This window comes from Kitasatospora sp. NPDC036993 (assembly GCF_055607525.1).
In genome coordinates, this window is record NZ_JBVJRP010000019.1 from 106,926 (window position 1) to 122,201 (window position 15,276).

The 15,276-nt window shown below is 73.7% G+C and carries 12 protein-coding genes and 1 pseudogene; 8 read left to right on the forward strand and 5 right to left on the reverse strand.

The window, feature by feature from the left end:
- Nucleotides 1-84 precede the first annotated feature (84 nt).
- A complete protein-coding gene (locus ACZ7C5_RS31805; protein WP_401079571.1) occupies nt 85-1,566 on the forward strand; it encodes a S41 family peptidase in 1,482 nt (493 codons plus the stop codon).
- Nucleotides 1,567-1,569: 3 nt separating this feature from the next.
- Here the strand turns inward: ACZ7C5_RS31805 and ACZ7C5_RS31810 are convergent, their stop codons facing one another.
- The gene (locus ACZ7C5_RS31810) at nt 1,570-3,183 is read right to left on the reverse strand and encodes an ABC-F family ATP-binding cassette domain-containing protein (protein WP_470324011.1); all 1,614 of its coding nucleotides are present in this window, start codon (nt 3,181-3,183) and stop codon (nt 1,570-1,572) included.
- 544 nt (nt 3,184-3,727) lie between these two features.
- On the opposite strand from ACZ7C5_RS31810, the gene ACZ7C5_RS31815 reads away from it, so the two are divergent.
- The 4 genes from ACZ7C5_RS31815 (at nt 3,728) to ACZ7C5_RS31830 (ending at nt 8,144) form a co-directional block, all read left to right on the forward strand.
- Nucleotides 3,728-4,939, forward strand: a complete 1,212-nt coding sequence (locus tag ACZ7C5_RS31815) for a trypsin-like serine peptidase (protein WP_401079567.1) — start codon at nt 3,728-3,730, stop codon at nt 4,937-4,939.
- A gap of 94 nt (nt 4,940-5,033) precedes the next feature.
- The gene (locus tag ACZ7C5_RS31820; RefSeq protein ID WP_470324012.1) at nt 5,034-6,671 is read left to right on the forward strand and encodes an ABC-F family ATP-binding cassette domain-containing protein; all 1,638 of its coding nucleotides are present in this window, start codon (nt 5,034-5,036) and stop codon (nt 6,669-6,671) included.
- A 104-nt stretch (nt 6,672-6,775) separates the two neighbouring features.
- A complete protein-coding gene (locus ACZ7C5_RS31825) occupies nt 6,776-7,459 on the forward strand; it encodes a nitroreductase family protein (RefSeq protein WP_401079563.1) in 684 nt (227 codons plus the stop codon).
- 82 nt (nt 7,460-7,541) lie between these two features.
- Nucleotides 7,542-8,144, forward strand: a complete 603-nt coding sequence (locus ACZ7C5_RS31830; RefSeq protein WP_470324013.1) for a GNAT family N-acetyltransferase — start codon at nt 7,542-7,544, stop codon at nt 8,142-8,144.
- A 47-nt stretch (nt 8,145-8,191) separates the two neighbouring features.
- On the opposite strand, the gene ACZ7C5_RS31835 is transcribed toward ACZ7C5_RS31830, so the two are convergent.
- The gene (locus ACZ7C5_RS31835; RefSeq protein ID WP_401079560.1) at nt 8,192-9,145 is read right to left on the reverse strand and encodes an aldo/keto reductase; all 954 of its coding nucleotides are present in this window, start codon (nt 9,143-9,145) and stop codon (nt 8,192-8,194) included.
- Nucleotides 9,146-9,716: 571 nt separating this feature from the next.
- Here ACZ7C5_RS31835 and ACZ7C5_RS31840 point away from each other — a divergent pair.
- Nucleotides 9,717-11,228, forward strand: a complete 1,512-nt coding sequence (locus ACZ7C5_RS31840; protein ID WP_401079558.1) for a carbohydrate binding domain-containing protein — start codon at nt 9,717-9,719, stop codon at nt 11,226-11,228.
- Nucleotides 11,229-11,327: 99 nt separating this feature from the next.
- Nucleotides 11,328-12,730: pseudogene (locus ACZ7C5_RS31845) on the forward strand (SDR family oxidoreductase).
- A gap of 74 nt (nt 12,731-12,804) precedes the next feature.
- Here ACZ7C5_RS31845 and ACZ7C5_RS31850 read toward each other — a convergent pair.
- Genes ACZ7C5_RS31850 through ACZ7C5_RS31860 form a run of 3 tightly spaced genes read right to left on the reverse strand, consistent with a single transcriptional unit; the run spans nt 12,805 to nt 14,124 of the window.
- Nucleotides 12,805-13,233 carry a hypothetical protein gene (locus ACZ7C5_RS31850; protein WP_470324014.1) on the reverse strand — a complete coding sequence of 143 codons (429 nt, stop codon included), beginning with the start codon at nt 13,231-13,233 and terminating at the stop codon, nt 12,805-12,807.
- Entirely contained in the window at nt 13,215-13,520 is a 306-nt protein-coding gene (locus tag ACZ7C5_RS31855; RefSeq protein WP_470324015.1) for a hypothetical protein, read from the reverse strand. Before ACZ7C5_RS31855 ends, ACZ7C5_RS31850 begins: the two co-directional genes overlap by 19 nt.
- 22 nt (nt 13,521-13,542) lie before the next feature.
- On the reverse strand, nt 13,543-14,124 hold the full coding sequence (locus tag ACZ7C5_RS31860) for a TetR/AcrR family transcriptional regulator (RefSeq protein ID WP_470324016.1): 582 nt from the start codon (nt 14,122-14,124) through the stop codon (nt 13,543-13,545).
- A gap of 130 nt (nt 14,125-14,254) precedes the next feature.
- Here ACZ7C5_RS31860 and ACZ7C5_RS31865 point away from each other — a divergent pair, with 130 nt between their 5' ends.
- Nucleotides 14,255-15,274, forward strand: a complete 1,020-nt coding sequence (locus ACZ7C5_RS31865; protein WP_470324017.1) for a hypothetical protein — start codon at nt 14,255-14,257, stop codon at nt 15,272-15,274.
- Nucleotides 15,275-15,276 lie beyond the last annotated feature (2 nt).

Below are 15,276 nucleotides of genomic sequence, written 5' to 3' on the forward strand. Positions count from 1 at the left end.
GGGCGGCGGGGCCGGCCGTAGCGTCGACGGCAGCGGTGGCGGAGGGGTTCCGCGGGGGAGACCGGGGTTCGGCGGAGGCCGGAGATGACACGCAGGAACATGGGCAGGGCGGCGGCCGCGGCGGTGGCGCTCGCGACGGCGGTGGGGCTGGCGGCGCCGGGGGCGGCCGCCGCCCAGGGGGAACGGGCGAACCGGCTGGACGGGTTCTGGCGGACGGACGGCTACGGGATGGTGATCGCGGTCTCCGGTGACCGGCTGACCACCTTCGACGTGACCGCGCACGGCTGCGTACCGGGGTGGATCGCCGGGACGCGGACCGGGGCGCCCGGCCCGGACGGCACCATCCGGTACAGCGTGGGCAACCTCGGCCTGACGCTCACCCCCAAGGGCCGGAACCGGGCCGTGGAACACGAGGAGGGCGGGCTCGGCGGCAAGACGCTCAACCGCCTGGACGCCCTGCCGCCGCTGTGCGCCGGGCCCGCCCCGAACGACCCGCCCGCGGTCTTCGACCGGTTCTGGGAGGACTTCGAGGAGAACTACCCCTTCTTCGCCGCCAAGGGCATCGACTGGCACGCCGTCCGGGACGAGAAGCGGCGCACGATCACGGCGACGACGACCGCCGACCAGTTGCAGGCCGTCTTCACGGACATGCTCCGCCCGCTCGGCGACGCGCACACCGGGCTGGGCCGGGTGGTCGACGGGCATGCCAGGGAGGTCTTCAGCGGGCAGCGGCCGGGATCGACGGTGCTCACCGAGGAGCAGACCGGGCGGGCCCGGCAGGCCTCGGCCGCCCAGCTCACCGGCCCCGAGCAGCTCTTCGCCGACGGCCGGCTCGGCGTGGGCCGACTGCCCGGCGGCGTCGGCTACTTCCGGGTGAGCAGCTTCAACGACTACACCGACGGCGACTTCCGGAGCCAGGTCGACGAACTGGACCGGGCGCTGGACGCCCTGCTGACCGGGCCGGACCGGCTCACCGGCCTGGTCGTCGACGTGCGGCTGAACGGCGGCGGCTCGGACGCGCTCGGGTTGCAGATCGCCGCCCGGCTCACCGACCGCCCGTACGTCGCCTACCGGAAGGTGGCGCGCAACGACCCCGCCGACCCGACGAAGTTCACCCGGCCCCAGCCGATCACCGTCCGGCCCTCGGCGGGCGCGCGCTTCACCGGGCCGGTCGCGGTGCTCACCTCCTCGGTCTCCACCAGCGCGGCGGAGACCTTCACCCAGGCCATGACGGGCCGCTCGCCGCGGGTGCTCCGGGTCGGCGAGAACACCCAGGGTGTCTTCTCCGACATCATGATCAAGACGCTCTCGCCGGACTTCCTGGCCGTCCTGCCGAACGAGAAGTACCTCACCAGGGACGGCAGCACCTTCGACGGCCCGGGCATCCCGCCGGACGTCCGCACCCCCGTGTTCACCGCCGACGAGCTGGCCGCGCTCAGGGACTCGGCCCTGAGCACGGCCCGCCGGATGCTCGCCCAGGGCGCCCGGGGAGACCGGAACGCCCAAGGCGATCAGGGTGACCAGGCCGGCCAGGACGCCCAGGGCGACCAGGACCGGCAGCGGTAGGCACTACATCGGATCCACCGCCCGCAGTGCGCCGTCCAGCTCCAGCCACCGGGTGAGGCCCAGCCCCCGCAGGAACGGCAGGTCGTGGCTGGCCACGATCAGCGCGCCCCGGTAGGCGGCCAGCGCCTGGGTGAGCTGGCGGACACTGGCGAGGTCCAGGTTGTTGGTCGGCTCGTCGAGCAGCAGCAGCTGCGGCGGCGGGTCGGCCAGCAGCAGGGCGGCCAGCGTCGCGCGGAACCGCTCGCCGCCGGAGAGGGTGGCGGCGGGCCGGTCGGCCCCGCCGCCGCGGAACAGGAAGCGGGCGAGCCGGGCGCGGACCGCGTTGTCCCCGGCGCCGGGGGCGAACAGCTTGACGTTCTCCACGACCGAGCGCTCGTCGTCCAGCAGGTCGAGCCGCTGCGGGAGGTGCCGCAGCGGCACCGGGGTGGTGACCTCTCCTTCCAGCGGGGTGAGTTCGCCCGCGATGGTGCGCAGCAGGGTGGTCTTGCCGGCGCCGTTGCGGCCGACCAGGGCGATCCGCTCCGGCCCGCGCAGGTCGAGGTCGGCGATGGTGCCGTACGGCAGCCTGACCTTGTCCAGGGTGAGCACGGTGCGCCCGGCCGGGACGGCGGTGCGCGGCAGGTCGATCCGGATCTCGGCGTCGTCCCGGACGGCCTCCTCGGCCACGCTGAGCCGCGCCTTGGCCTCCTCCAGGCGCTCGGTGTGCATGCCCTGGAGCCGGCCCGCCGTCTCCTGGCCCTTGCGTTTGAGCATCCCGGCGAAGATGTGCGGGTCGTTGCGGGTGACCGAGCGCTTCTTGCCGTACACGGCGCTGCGCTCCAGCCGGGTGCGGGCCTCGACCAGGTCCCGCTTCTGGCGCTGGACGTCGGCCTCGGCGTTGCGCAGCAGCCGCTCGGCCGTCTCCTGCCGGGTGGCGACGGCGCGTTCGTACGCGTCGAAGTTTCCGCTGTACCAGGTGACTTCGCCGTCCCTGAGGTCGGCGATCCGGTCGACCCGGCGGAGCAGCTCGCGGTCGTGGCTGACGACCAGCAGCACGCCCTTCCAGTCGGCCACCGTCTCGTAGAGCCGCTCACGGGCGGCCCGGTCGAGGTTGTTGGTGGGCTCGTCCAGCAGCAGCACGTCGGGGCGGGCCATCAGCAGGGCGGCCAGCCGCAGCAACACCGCCTCGCCGCCGGAGAGTTCGCCGGTGGTGCGGTCGAGGCCGAGGCGGTGCAGGCCGAGCCGGTCGAGGGTGGCGCGGGCGCGCTCCTCGACGTCCCAGTCGTCGCCGATCGCGTCGAAGTGGCGCTGCTCCGTGTCGCCGGACTCGATGGCGTGCAGGGCCTCGCGGGCGGCGCGGATGCCGAGCGTCTCGTCCACCCTCAGGGTGGTGTCGAGCGTCAGCCCCTGGGGCAGGTAGCCGAGTTCGCCGTCGACCCGGACGGTGCCGCCGGTCGGGGTGAGGTCGCCGGCGATCAGCCGCAGCAGGGTGGACTTGCCCGCGCCGTTGAGCCCGATCAGGCCGGTGCGGCCGGTGCCGACGGCGAGCTGGAAGCCCTCCAGGACGGGCTTGCCGTCGGGCCACTCGAACGACAGCTCGGTGCAGAGGACGGCGGTGGTGGTGGGGTGTTGTGCCATACAGGCCTCCCGGGGGTGGTTGCCGAAGGGGTGATGAGCAACACGGGGAGACACCGCGGGTGCGGAACCGGGCACGGCCGGAGGGGAACGAAGGGGTGGCGTCACGCAGAGGAGTGCCACGGGCCGTGACTGAGGTCGCACACTCGCGCACCGCGCGACGGCAGCAGGGCCTGCGCGGCGGGGGCGGTGTCCCGGGACCTCAGTAGAGCAACGGCCTTCTCCTTGTCTGGCTGATGACCCGGACCACGCTAGGCGCCCCGGTCCGCGCGGGCAAGCGGTTTTGCCGGCCGCCCGGCCGCCCGGCCGAGCAGGTCGAGCCGGTCACGGCAGTCACACCGGCCGCGACGGACGCCCCCGGAACCCCCGCAACGGAGGCCGGGTGCCGATCCCGTGCCGATCCGGTGACGGCCCCGCCCCCGTCAGGGCCGGGTGTAAGGAGTTCCTTATCCGCATGGCAGACTCCTCACCTGCCATGCCTGCGGCCGAGTGGGGCCGCACCCGGGGACGGGCCGCATGGCGGTAGTCAACAGGGGGATTTGAACTCATGTCACCGATATCCCGGCCGGGCCGTGCCGTCCTGGGCGCCTCCGTCGCCGCGCTGACCATGCTGGTCGCGACCGCGTGCGGCCCCGACAACGCCGACCCCGCGATCACCGCGGCTCCCACCGTCGAGGCCAGCGCCTCCGGCAAGCCGGGCGCGGCTCCGATCAAGCTTCCGACGCTCGAAGAGCTGAAGACCTGGAAGCTGGAGGACTGGGACAAGTGGGCCCAGGCGAACGTGATCACCCCGGCGGTCAAGGGCTACTGGACGCTCCAGAAGCTGCTGGAGGCCAAGCCGAAGCCGCTGCCGCAGCCCGCGCCGGACGCGACCCAGCCGCCCGCCCAGCCCACCGGCGCCGCGCCGACGACCGGCACCCCGGCCACCACGCAGCCCACCGCCGCCCAGCCGGCCGGTCCCGACCAGCTGCCCGCCATGGTCCCGGCCAAGCCCGTGGCGCACCCGTTCCCGAAGAACACGCACGTCAACGGCAAGATCTTCTTCAAGGACGGCAACGAGGACTACGTGTGCTCCGGCACCGTCGTCTCCGACCCGGCCAACCCGGGCAAGAGCAACCTGGTGTGGACGGCCAGCCACTGCCTGCACGGCGGCAAGGGCAACAAGTACTACACCGACATCACCTTCGCCCCGGCCTTCAACAGCAACGGCGTGCTGAGCAACGGCAACCGGCAGGCCAAGCTGGAGGACGCCGAGCCGTACGGCGAGTGGACCGCCACCGCCGGCATGGTCTCGCCGCAGTGGGCCGCCGAGGCCGACCCGGAGAAGGGCGGCCCGTGGAGCCAGTACGACTTCGGCATCATCAAGGTCACCAACCCGAGCCCGGGCGGCAAGTCGCTGGAGGAGACCGTCGGCGGCTCCGTCCCGCTCTGGTTCAACGCCCCGCGTGACCAGGTCGGTGCGGTCAGCAACTACGGCTTCCCCGAGGGCAAGCCCTTCGACGGCGTCGAGCTGGAGCACTGCGACGGCGGCAAGCCGTCCAGGAAGACCGGCGACCCGAGCCGCCCGGCGATGCTGCTGATCGGCTGCAACATGACCGGCGGCAGCAGCGGCGGCGGCTGGTTCGCGACCAAGGACGGCAAGCCGGCCCTGGTCAGCGACACGTCCATCGGCAACGGCGCGAACACCTACGAGGCCGGTCCGTACCTGGAGGACGTGGCCCAGCACATGTTCGAGTACTTCTCGAAGAAGGCCAAGTGACCCGCTGAGCGGTGATCCCGGGGGCCGCGGCCGCGACGGCCGCGGCCCCCGCTTTTTCCGTCGTCCGGCCCGCTCCTCCTACAATCGACCCATCATGAGCGCGACAATCGTAGTCAAGGACCTCAGCGCCGGCCACGGCGAACGCACCCTCTTCTCCGGCCTGGATCTGGTGGTCGCCCCCGGCGACGTGATCGGCCTGGTCGGTGTGAACGGCGCCGGCAAGTCGACCCTGCTGCGGCTGCTGGCCGGCCTGGACACCCCCGAGGGCGGCTCGCTGCGGCTGAGCCCGGCGAGCGCCAACGTCGGCCACCTGCCGCAGGAGCCGGAGCGCCGCGAGGGCGAGTCGGTGCGCGACTTCCTGGCCCGCCGGACCGGCGTGACGGCCGCGCAGGCCGCCCTGGACGAGGCCACCGAGGGTCTGGTCGAGGGCCGGGCCGGGGCCGACGACGCGTACGCCACCGGCCTGGAGCGCTGGCTGGACCTCGGCGGCGCCGACCTGGAGGAGCGCGCCGAGGAGGTCGCCGACTCGCTCGGGCTGAAGGTCTCGCTCGACCTGCCGATGACCGCGCTGTCCGGCGGCCAGGCCGCCCGGGCCGGCCTCGCCTCGCTGCTGCTCTCCCGCTACGACGTCTTCCTGCTGGACGAGCCGACCAACGACCTCGACCTGGACGGCCTGGAGCGGCTGGAGTCCTTCGTCAAGGGCCTGCGCACGGGCACCGTGCTGATCAGCCACGACCGCGAGTTCCTGGCCCGCACCGTGACCAAGGTGCTGGAGCTGGACCTGCACCAGCAGCAGGTCAACCTGTACGGCGGCGGCTACGAGGCGTACCTGGAGGAGCGGGCGGTGGCCCGCCGGCACGCCCGCGAGGAGTACGACGACTACGCCGACACCAAGGCCGGGCTGGAGGCCCGCGCCCGGATGCAGCGCGGCTGGATGGAGAACGGCGTGCGCAACGCCCGCCGCAAGTCCTCCGACAACGACAAGAACGCGCGCGCGACGCGTGCCGAGTCCACCGAGAAGCAGGCCGCCAAGGCCCGGCAGACCCAGCGGATGATCGAGCGGCTGGACGTGGTCGAGGAGCCGCGCAAGGAGTGGGAGCTGCGGATGGAGATCGCCACCGCGCCGCGCTCCGGCTCGGTGGTCGCGACCCTGCGCGGGGCGAGCGTGCGGCGCGGCGACTTCGCCTTCGGCCCGGTGGACCTCCAGATCGACTGGGCCGACCGGGTCGCCATCACCGGTGCCAACGGCGCGGGCAAGTCCACGCTGCTGGCCGCCCTGCTCGGCCGGCTCGAACTCGACGGCGGCAGCGCCTCGCTGGGCTCCGGCGTGGTGGTCGGCGAGGTGGACCAGGCGCGCGGTCTGTTCCTCGGCGGGGAGCCGCTGTCGGACGCCTTCGCGGCCGCCGTGCCGGAGCTCTCGCCGGAGGAGGTGCGCACCCTGCTGGCCAAGTTCGGCCTCAAGGCGGTGCACGTCATGCGCCCGGCCGGCACCCTCTCCCCCGGCGAGCGCACCCGGGCCGCGCTGGCGCTGTTGCAGGCCCGCGGGGTCAACCTGCTGGTGCTGGACGAGCCCACCAACCACCTGGACCTGCCCGCGATCGAGCAGCTGGAGTCCGCGCTCGGCTCGTACACCGGCACCCTGCTGCTGGTCACCCACGACCGGCGGATGCTGGACACGGTGGCGGTGAACCGGCGCCTGGAGGTCGGGGACGGGCGGGTGCGCGAGCTGTAGGGCGGCGCCCCGCGGTTCCCCGCCGGCTCCCTGTCAGTCACGGCTCCTTCGGGATTGGTCTCTACCTCTTCCCGGAGGAGCCGTCATGTGCTGTGCTGTCCGCCATGGTTGACAGCACAGACAGCGCCGTGGCGGGGACGTCCCACCCGACCGTCCCGCTCACCCCCATGACGGTGCCCGCCCACGAGGCCGAGGCCCGCAGCAGGTCCTTCCACGACGTGATGGCCCAGCGCCGGACCGTCCGCGACTACTCCACCCGCCCGCTCCCGGAGGGAGTGGTCGAGTGGGCGGTCCGCACCGCGAACACCGCGCCCAGCGGCGCGCACGTCCAGCCCTGGCGGTTCGTGGTGATCACCGACCCGGAGCGCAAGCGGCGGCTGCGCGAGGCGGCCGAGACCGAGGAGCGCGAGTTCTACCGCCACCGCGCCTCGGCGGAGTGGCTGGCCGCGCTCGCCCCGATCGGCACCGACTGGCGCAAACCGTTCCTGGAGGACGCGCCGGCCGTGATCGTGGTGTTCGAGGTGCACAAGGGCCCCGGCTCGCCGCGCCCCTACTACACCAAGGAGTCGGTGGGGATCGCGGTCGGGCTGCTGCTGGCCACACTGCACCAGGCCGGACTGGCCACGCTGACCCACACCCCGAGCCCGATGAAGTTCCTCAACGAGGTGTGCGACCGCCCGGCGGAGGAGCGCGCGGCGTACGTGATCCCGGTCGGCTACCCGGCCGAGGGGGCGCGCGTGCCGGACCTGCGGCGCAAGGAGCTCGACGAGGTGATGGTCCGGCTCTGACGCGCCGGGCCGTGGCCGGGCGCGCCCGCCATCGGAGGGTATCCGATGGTGACAGGTCCCGGCCAAGGACATAATCGCCGCCATGAACCGAGCACAGCCACGGTCCCGTGGCCCCTCCCCGCCGACGGCCGAGGTGACCGCCGGGCGGCCGCCGGAACGCCTGCGGCTGCCCGGCGGCCTCTGGCTGCGGCGCCGCCGCAGCACCCACGCGGCGGCGGTGAACCGGGCCGTCCACGCCAACCTGGACCACCTTCGGCCCTGGATGGAGTGGGCGGCCGAGGCCCCCTCCCGGGCGCAGACCGCCGAGCTGACCCTGGCCGGCGCCGCCGCCTGGGAGGCCGGCACCGACTTCATGTACCTGGCCGGCCTGGACGCCGAGCCCGACGACGTGATCGGCGCCTTCGGCCTGCACGGGCGGATCGGCCCGGGCGCGCTGGAGATCGGCTACTGGGTCGCCGCCGGGCACGTCGGCCGCGGCATCGCCACCGCCGCGGCCGGGGCGCTCACCGAGGCCGCGCTGGCACTGCCCGGGATCACCCGGGTGGAGATCCGCTGCGACCGGGCGAACGGCGCCAGCGCCGCCGTCCCGCGCAAGCTCGGCTACCGGCTGGACCGGGTCGCCGAGGTCGCCGTCCGGGCGCCGGCCGAGACCGGACGGCAGCTGGTGTGGGTGATGGAGCGCTGACCCCGCCGGTACCGCCCGCCACCCATGCGGCCGGTCAGCAGCGCCGGTCAGTAGCGCCCGCCGGTCGCGGCCGGCAGCGCGTCCAGCTCGGCCAGGTCCGCCGCCGAGAGCTCGACGCCCGCCGCGCCCACGTTGTCCGCCAGGTAGCGCGGCGTCCTGGTGCCCGGGATCGGGAAGACGTACCGGCCCTGCGCCAGCACCCAGGCCAGCGCGACCTGCGCGGGGGTGGCGCCGGTCCGCTCGGCGACCGCCCCTACCCTCCCGACCAGCTCCAGGTTGGCCTTCAGCGCGTCCTGCTGGAAGCGCGGCAGCCGGCGCCGGAAGTCGTCCGCGGGCAGCTCGTCGAAGGACGTGATGCTGCCGGTCAGGAAGCCCCGGCCGAGCGGCGAGAACGGCAGGAAGGCGATCCCCTGCTCCTCGGTGTACGGCAGCACCCCGTCCAGCGCGTCCCTGGTCCACAGCGACAGCTCGGACTGCACCGAGGCCACCGGGTGCACGGCCTGGGCCCGCCGGATCTCCTCGACGGTCACCTCGGAGAGCCCGATGCTGCGGGCCTTGCCGGCCGCGACGACCTCGGCGAACGCGCCCCAGGTCTCCTCGATCGGGACCGCGGGGTCGACCCGGTGCAGCTGGTAGAGGTCGACGTGGTCGGTGCCCAGCCGGCGCAGGCTCTCGTCGATCGAGCGGCGCACGTGCTCGGGCCGGCCGTCGCGCTCCTGCACGCCCCCGCCGCCCGGGACGATGCCCACCTTGGTGGCCAGGAACGCGCGCTCCCGGTACGGGCCGGCCAGCGCGGCGCCGACGACCTCCTCGTTGGTGTACGGGCCGTACATGTCGGCGGTGTCGATCAGCCCGACGCCGAGGTCCAGCGCCTGCCGGATCACCCGCACCGAGTTCTCGTCGTCCCGGTGCCGCGGGTCGTAGGCCCAGGTCATGCCCATGCAGCCGAGACCGATGACGCCGAGCTCCGGGCCGCCGGTGCCGAACGGGGCGTTGCGCATGAGAGTGCTCCCATCGTGGTTCGCGTGGTGGTTCCGCGTGGTGGTTCCGCGTGGTGGTGCGTGATCGACGCCCTCAGCTTTCACCTTGGAGTGCACTCAAGGTCAAGCCCGTTCCGCCGTCCCGCCGCCACCCAAGGCGTTCATATGGTCATCCATCTCCCACAGGGGCGCGAGCGGGGCGCGCACTTCCGGTTTCACCACCGGGTCCGAAGCTCCGGGCGTCAACCCACGGCATTCGGCCCCGGCCCTTTCACCCGGCCATCACCGGTGATCACCCGTCAAACCGGCGCACGAGAGCCCGCCGACCGCCCCCCGCACCTCCGGGCGCCGCCGGTCCGGTCTTGGCAGGGCCCGCCTCGACGGCCGACGCTCTGGTCACGGGTCAACCGTTCCTAAAACCTGCCTCCGGTGACGCGTCCGGGCCCGGGAAGTGCTTGACGTGCACAGCTGGTCTAGTCCAGTTTGATGCTCAGCACCGCGCTCTCCCCCGCACCGGACCACCCCAGGCCGCCGCCCGCACCGTGTCCCCCCTCGCGGCGCGGGCGGCTACCACGTCCCGAGAGGCACCCCCATGCCCAGCGCGCCCCTGCCCGCCCCCACGCACCGCCGCCCGGCCCGCCGGACCACCCTGCTGAGCCTCGCCGCCGCCACCGCGCTCGCCGCCGGCGGCCTGGCCGTCCTCGCCGGGAACGCCGGCGCCGCCGACGGCAACCTGCTCGCCAACGGCGGTCTGGAGAGCGGCGGGCTCGGCCCCTGGAGCTGCTCCGCCGACACCGGCGACACGGTCGGCTCCGGCGCGCACAGCGGGACGTACGCGCTCAAGGGGGCGGTGAGCGCGAGCGACACCGCGCAGTGCGGCCAGACCGTCAGCGTCCGGCCCAACACCGCGTACACCCTCAGCGCCTGGGTGCAGGGCCGGTACGTCTACCTCGGCGCCACCGGCAGCGGCCTCACCGACCCGGCCACCTGGACCGCCGGCGGCCCCGGCTGGCAGCAGCTGTCGACCGGCTTCACCACCGGACCTGCCACCACCAGCGTCACCGTCTACCTGCACGGCTGGTACGGGCAGGGCGGCTACCTCGCCGACGACATCGCCCTGACCGGCCCCGGCGGCGACCCGAGCACCTCGCCGCCGAGTCCGACCCCGCCGAGCCCGACCGGCACGCCCACCGGCACCCCGACCGGCACCCCGGCGCCGAACGTCGCGCTCCCGGTGGCCCCGTACATCGACATGGGCGCCTGGCCCACCCCGTCGATGCCCGACCTGGCCAGGGCCGGCGGCCTCAGGGGCTACACGATGGGCTTCGTCACCGGTGTCGGCTGCAAGGCCAGCTGGTTCAACGCCTACGACCCGCGCACCGCCTGGGCCAAGGACCAGGTGGACGCGCTGCGCGCGGCCGGCGGCGACGTCAAGGTCTCCTTCGGCGGCGCCGCGGGCACCGAACTCGCCGCCGCCTGCACGACGGTGGACTCCCTGTTCGCCGAGTACGACGCCGTGGTGAAGGCCTACGGCCTGCGCTACGTCGACTTCGACATCGAGGGCGCGGCCATCGCCGACACCGCCGCCAACGACCGGCGCTCCGCCGCGCTCGCCAAGCTCCAGCAGGCCCACCCCGGCCTGCGGGTCTCCTTCACCCTGCCCGTCCTGCCCGAGGGCCTGACCGCCGAGGGCGTCGCCATCGTCAAGTCCGCCCGGGACGCCGGGGTGAACGTCGACCTGGTCAACGTCATGGCGATGGACTACTACCGGGCCGGAACCGACTACGGCAACGCCGCCGTGCAGGCCGCCCAGTCGCTGTTCGGCCAGCTCAAGGCGCTCTACCCGGCGAAGACCGACGCCCAGCTGTGGGCCATGGTCGGCGTCACCCCGATGATCGGCGAGAACGACGACCACCAGGTCTACAACCAGGCCGACGCCCAGCAGCTGGTGGCCTTCGCCCGGCAGAACCACATCGGGATGCTCTCCTTCTGGGACGCCACCCGGGACGCCAACGCCTGCACCGGGGGCTCGCTGTCCAAGTGCACCAACATCCCGCAGCAGCCGTACGAGTTCGCGAAGATCCTCGGCCAGTACGCGGGCTGAGCCCACGAGCCGCCGCCGACCACCGGCGGAAATTGGCATCTCATCGTCCCGGGCCGTCGATTACAGTCCCTCCCACCTGTACGGCACGAAGGGGCGGACATGACGGTCCGGGACGACCACGACCAGCTGATCACCATCCGTCCGACGGGCGACGCCGCGAGTGCCGGCGACGTCACCGCCGAGGAACTCGCCGCGTTCAGCCGCACCCTCGGCAGGCTGCGTGCCCTCCCCTCCCACGACCGCACCCGGCTGCACGCCGAACGGCAGCTCAGCTCCTTCGTCATGGAGAGCCGCAAGCGGCGCCGCCAGGAGGCCCGGCAGGCCGTGCGGCAGGCCGACGCCGACCTGCTCGCCGCCACCGCGACCGGCGGCCGGACCCGCCGCGAGGACACCCCGCTGGCCGCCGCGGACGGGCCGGTCGGCGAACTGCTCACACCGCGCAGGTGCTACGTCTGCAAGCGGGCCTACCGCCGGGTCGACGGCTTCTACCACATGCTCTGCCCCGACTGCGCGGCCGACAACACCGCCCGCCGCGCCCTCGGCACCGACCTGCGCGGGCGCCGGGCGCTGCTCACCGGCGGGCGGGTGAAGATCGGCTTCCAGCTCGCCCTGATGATGCTGCGCGACGGTGCCGAGCTGACCGTCACCAGCCGCTTCCCGCAGGACACCGTCCGCCGCTTCCGCGCCGCCGAGGGCAGCGGGCAGTGGTGGGAGCGGCTCACCGTCGTCGGCATCGACCTCCGCGACCCGCGCCAGGTCCTGGGCCTGACCGAGCAGTTGCGCGCCGACGGGCGCCCGCTCGACATCCTGGTCAACAACGCCGCCCAGACCCTGCGCCGTCCGCCCGAGTCGTACGCGCTGCTGGCCGCGGGCGAGCGGGACGCGCTGCCCGCCGCCGACCGCCGGGCGATCGGCCACGCCCCCGGGTTCCGTCCGGCCACCGGCCTCACCCAACTGCCGTCCGGCGCGGGATCATTGCTGAACCTCACCGACGAGGCCGGGCTGCTGCCCGACCTCGCCCCGGCCAACTCCTGGTCCGCGAAGCTCGGTTCGCTCGACCCGGCGGAGGTCCTGGAGACCCAGCTGGTCAACGCGCTGGCCCCGGCCCTGCTCTGCGACCGGCTGCTGCCGCTGCTGCTGGCCTCACCGCGCCCGCCCGCTACGTCGTCAACGTCACGGCGGTGGAGGGCCGGTTCGCCGTCCGCAACAAGACCGCCCGGCACCCGCACACCAACATGGCGAAGGCCGCGCTCAACATGCTGACCCGCACCAGCGCCGCCGAACTCGCCGGCCAGGGCGTGCACATGTGCGCCGTCGACACCGGCTGGATCACCGACGAGAACCCGGCCCCGAAGAAGGCCCACATAGCCGCCCAGGGGTTCCGCACCCCGCTGGACATCGTGGACGGCGCGGCCCGGATCTACGACCCGATCGTCCGCGGCGAGGCCGGGGATCCGGTGTCGGGGGTGTTCCTCAAGGACTACCGGGTGGCGGAGTGGTGAGACCCCGCCCGGGCCGTCATGACCCGGCCGCCCTCGCGGCTCAGCCGTCGTCATGACCCGGCCGCCGTCACCGCTCAGGTGTCGTAGCAGCCGTCCCAGGGGGCGTTGAAGCCCAGGCAGTCCGGGTAGAGCTCGAAGTGGACGCTCGCCCCCTCGCCGTCCTCCTCGTCCACCTCGTCCGGCTCGTAGTCCTCGCGGACCAGGCCGTACAGCTCACCGTCGACGTGCACGGAGAACGGCTCGATCGCGATGTTCCCGTACTCCCGACCGGGCAGCGCGTCGAGCCACTCCGCCAGCAGCCGCTCGGCCTCCGCGAGGTCCTCGGTGGAGCGCACCCGCGCGTCGAGGTGGCGGCCGGCGGCGTCGAAGCGGTGCAGGATCGCGCGGTAGCGGCTGCCGAGGCGGACGATCGACGCGAAGAACTGGCCGCCCTGCCAGTGGCCGATGGTGTCGGTGCGGTAGCCCGGCTCGTGGCAGACCGGGATCAGATCGGGAACGTCCATGGCCGTACCGTACGGGCGGCCTGTGACAACGCACGGTTCAGCGGCCGTGTGACCGAGCCGTCCGCGCGCAGGTACGGCAGCGCCGCCTGGAGCACGCGCACCTGCGGCCAGAACTTGGCGTCGAAGCCGGTCGCGAGCTCGGCGAGGTCGAGCCCGGCGAACGGGCCGGCGCCGGCCGCGCCGCCGACCTGCGCGCCTTCGTCGGCACCACCTTCGAGACCGCCCAGCGCGACACCACCGCCTCCGCACTGCGCACCGTCGCCCGCGAGGCCGCCCGTGACCCGCACCTCGCCGAGCTGATGCGGAGCTTCACCGCCGGCCGCGTAGCAGGGGCAGGTACACCTCGTCCACGATCTCGACCAGGACGTCGTCCGGCGCGGTCGGCACCCCGCGCACCACGAACTCGTTGCGCAGCAGCACCACCGCCACCGTCGCCACCCGGGGGTGCAGCGCCTCGGGGGCGACCTCGCCGCGGGCGACCGCACGCCCCAGGACGGTGAGCCAGGGCGCGGCCGCGGCGTCGCCGGACTGGTCCTGCAACTGCGCCAGGAACTCCGTCGCGCCGCCGGCCGCGGCCAGCAGCTCGCGCAGCACGGCGCCCAGCGGGGAGCTCCAGTGCCGGTTCGCCTGGCGCAGCAGTTCCAGCGCGTCGCCGCGCAGTTCACCGGTGTCCGGGAGCGGGGCGGCCTTCGCCAGCTGCTTGTACGCGGCGATGCCGAGCGCCAGCCGGTTGGGCCAGCGGCGGTAGATGGCGTTCTTGTTGGTGCCCGCGCGGGCGGCGACCTTGTCCATGGTCAGCCCGGCGTACCCGGCCCCGGCGATCTCCTCGACCGCGGCCCGCAGGATCGCCTCCTCCAGCGCCGCCCCGCGCCGCCGCGTCTGCCCGGCCATGCCCTCGCTCCGCCCGCTCCGCCAGCCGATACCGCCCGTACCCGCCCCATCCTTCTTGCCAGACCGGAGCGTCGGCAACTACGGTACTCGCCGTACCGTAAATGTCCTCTCGCCGGAAAGGCAGAAGAACATGCGTGCCAAGGGAATCAGCTACGACACCGGATTCGTCAGGGACGGTGCGTACTCCCGGACCTGGTTCGACTCGGAAGCCGTCGAACGCGAACTGCGGATCATCAGGGACGACCTGCACTGCACCGCGGTCCGCATCATGGGCGGCGACCCGGAGCGGATCGAACTCGCCGCCGGGCACGCCGCCGGCCTCGGCCTGGAGGTCTGGTTCTCGCCCTACCCGCTGGAGCTCACCGCCGACGCGATGCTGGAGCTCTTCGCCGACTGCGCCGACCGCGCGGAGCGGCTGCGGCGGCGCGGCGCCGAGGTGGTGTTCGTCACCGGCGCCGAACTCAGCCTGATGAACCCGGGCTTCCTGCCCGGCTCCACCACGGCCGAACGCGTCGGGCTGCTCACCCGGCCCGAGCGGCTGCGCGAGCACCTCGGCGCCGTCAGCGGCCTGGTCAACGCCTTCCTCGACAAGGCGGTGGCCACCGTCCGCGCACGCTTCGGCGGCCGCGTCACGTACGCCGCCGTTCCGCTGGAGCGCGTGGACTGGGAGCCCTTCGACCTGGTCTCGCTGGACCTGTACCGCTCCGCCGCGACCGCCGACCGCTTCGCCGACGGCGTCCGCGACCTGACGGCCCAGGGCAAGCCGGTCGCCGTCACCGAGTTCGGCTCCGCCACCTTCCGCGGCGCCGGGGATCGCGGCGCGCACGGCCTGGACATCGTCGAGTACCACGACGGCCGCCCGGCCCGCCTGGACGGCGTCCACGAGCGGGACGAGGCCGGACAGGCCGGGTACGTAAGGGAGTTGCTGGAGGCCTTCGACGCCGGCGGCGTCGACGCCGCGTTCGTCTTCACCTTCGCCCTCTACGACCACGTCCACCGCCCCGGCGCCGACCCCCGCGACGACCTCGACCTCGCGAGCTACGGCATCGTCAAGACCTACGAGGACCGCCTGGGCAGCACCCACCCCGGACTCCCCTGGGACCCGAAGGAGGCGTTCTTCACCCTCGCCGAGTACTACGCCACCCACTGAGC

Coding starts and splice junctions, on each gene's coding strand:
- ACZ7C5_RS31835 (WP_401079560.1), bottom strand. CDS start 9,145: ATGCGCAACGCCCCGTTCGGCACCGGCGGCCCGGAGCTCGGCGTCATC.
- ACZ7C5_RS31860 (WP_470324016.1), bottom strand. CDS start 14,124: ATGGCCGGGCAGACGCGGCGGCGCGGGGCGGCGCTGGAGGAGGCGATC.
- ACZ7C5_RS31830 (WP_470324013.1), top strand. CDS start 7,542: ATGAACCGAGCACAGCCACGGTCCCGTGGCCCCTCCCCGCCGACGGCC.
- ACZ7C5_RS31820 (WP_470324012.1), top strand. CDS start 5,034: ATGAGCGCGACAATCGTAGTCAAGGACCTCAGCGCCGGCCACGGCGAA.
- ACZ7C5_RS31825 (WP_401079563.1), top strand. CDS start 6,776: ATGGTTGACAGCACAGACAGCGCCGTGGCGGGGACGTCCCACCCGACC.
- ACZ7C5_RS31815 (WP_401079567.1), top strand. CDS start 3,728: ATGTCACCGATATCCCGGCCGGGCCGTGCCGTCCTGGGCGCCTCCGTC.
- ACZ7C5_RS31850 (WP_470324014.1), bottom strand. CDS start 13,233: ATGGACGTTCCCGATCTGATCCCGGTCTGCCACGAGCCGGGCTACCGC.
- ACZ7C5_RS31805 (WP_401079571.1), top strand. CDS start 85: ATGACACGCAGGAACATGGGCAGGGCGGCGGCCGCGGCGGTGGCGCTC.
- ACZ7C5_RS31865 (WP_470324017.1), top strand. CDS start 14,255: ATGCGTGCCAAGGGAATCAGCTACGACACCGGATTCGTCAGGGACGGT.
- ACZ7C5_RS31810 (WP_470324011.1), bottom strand. CDS start 3,183: ATGGCACAACACCCCACCACCACCGCCGTCCTCTGCACCGAGCTGTCG.
- ACZ7C5_RS31840 (WP_401079558.1), top strand. CDS start 9,717: ATGCCCAGCGCGCCCCTGCCCGCCCCCACGCACCGCCGCCCGGCCCGC.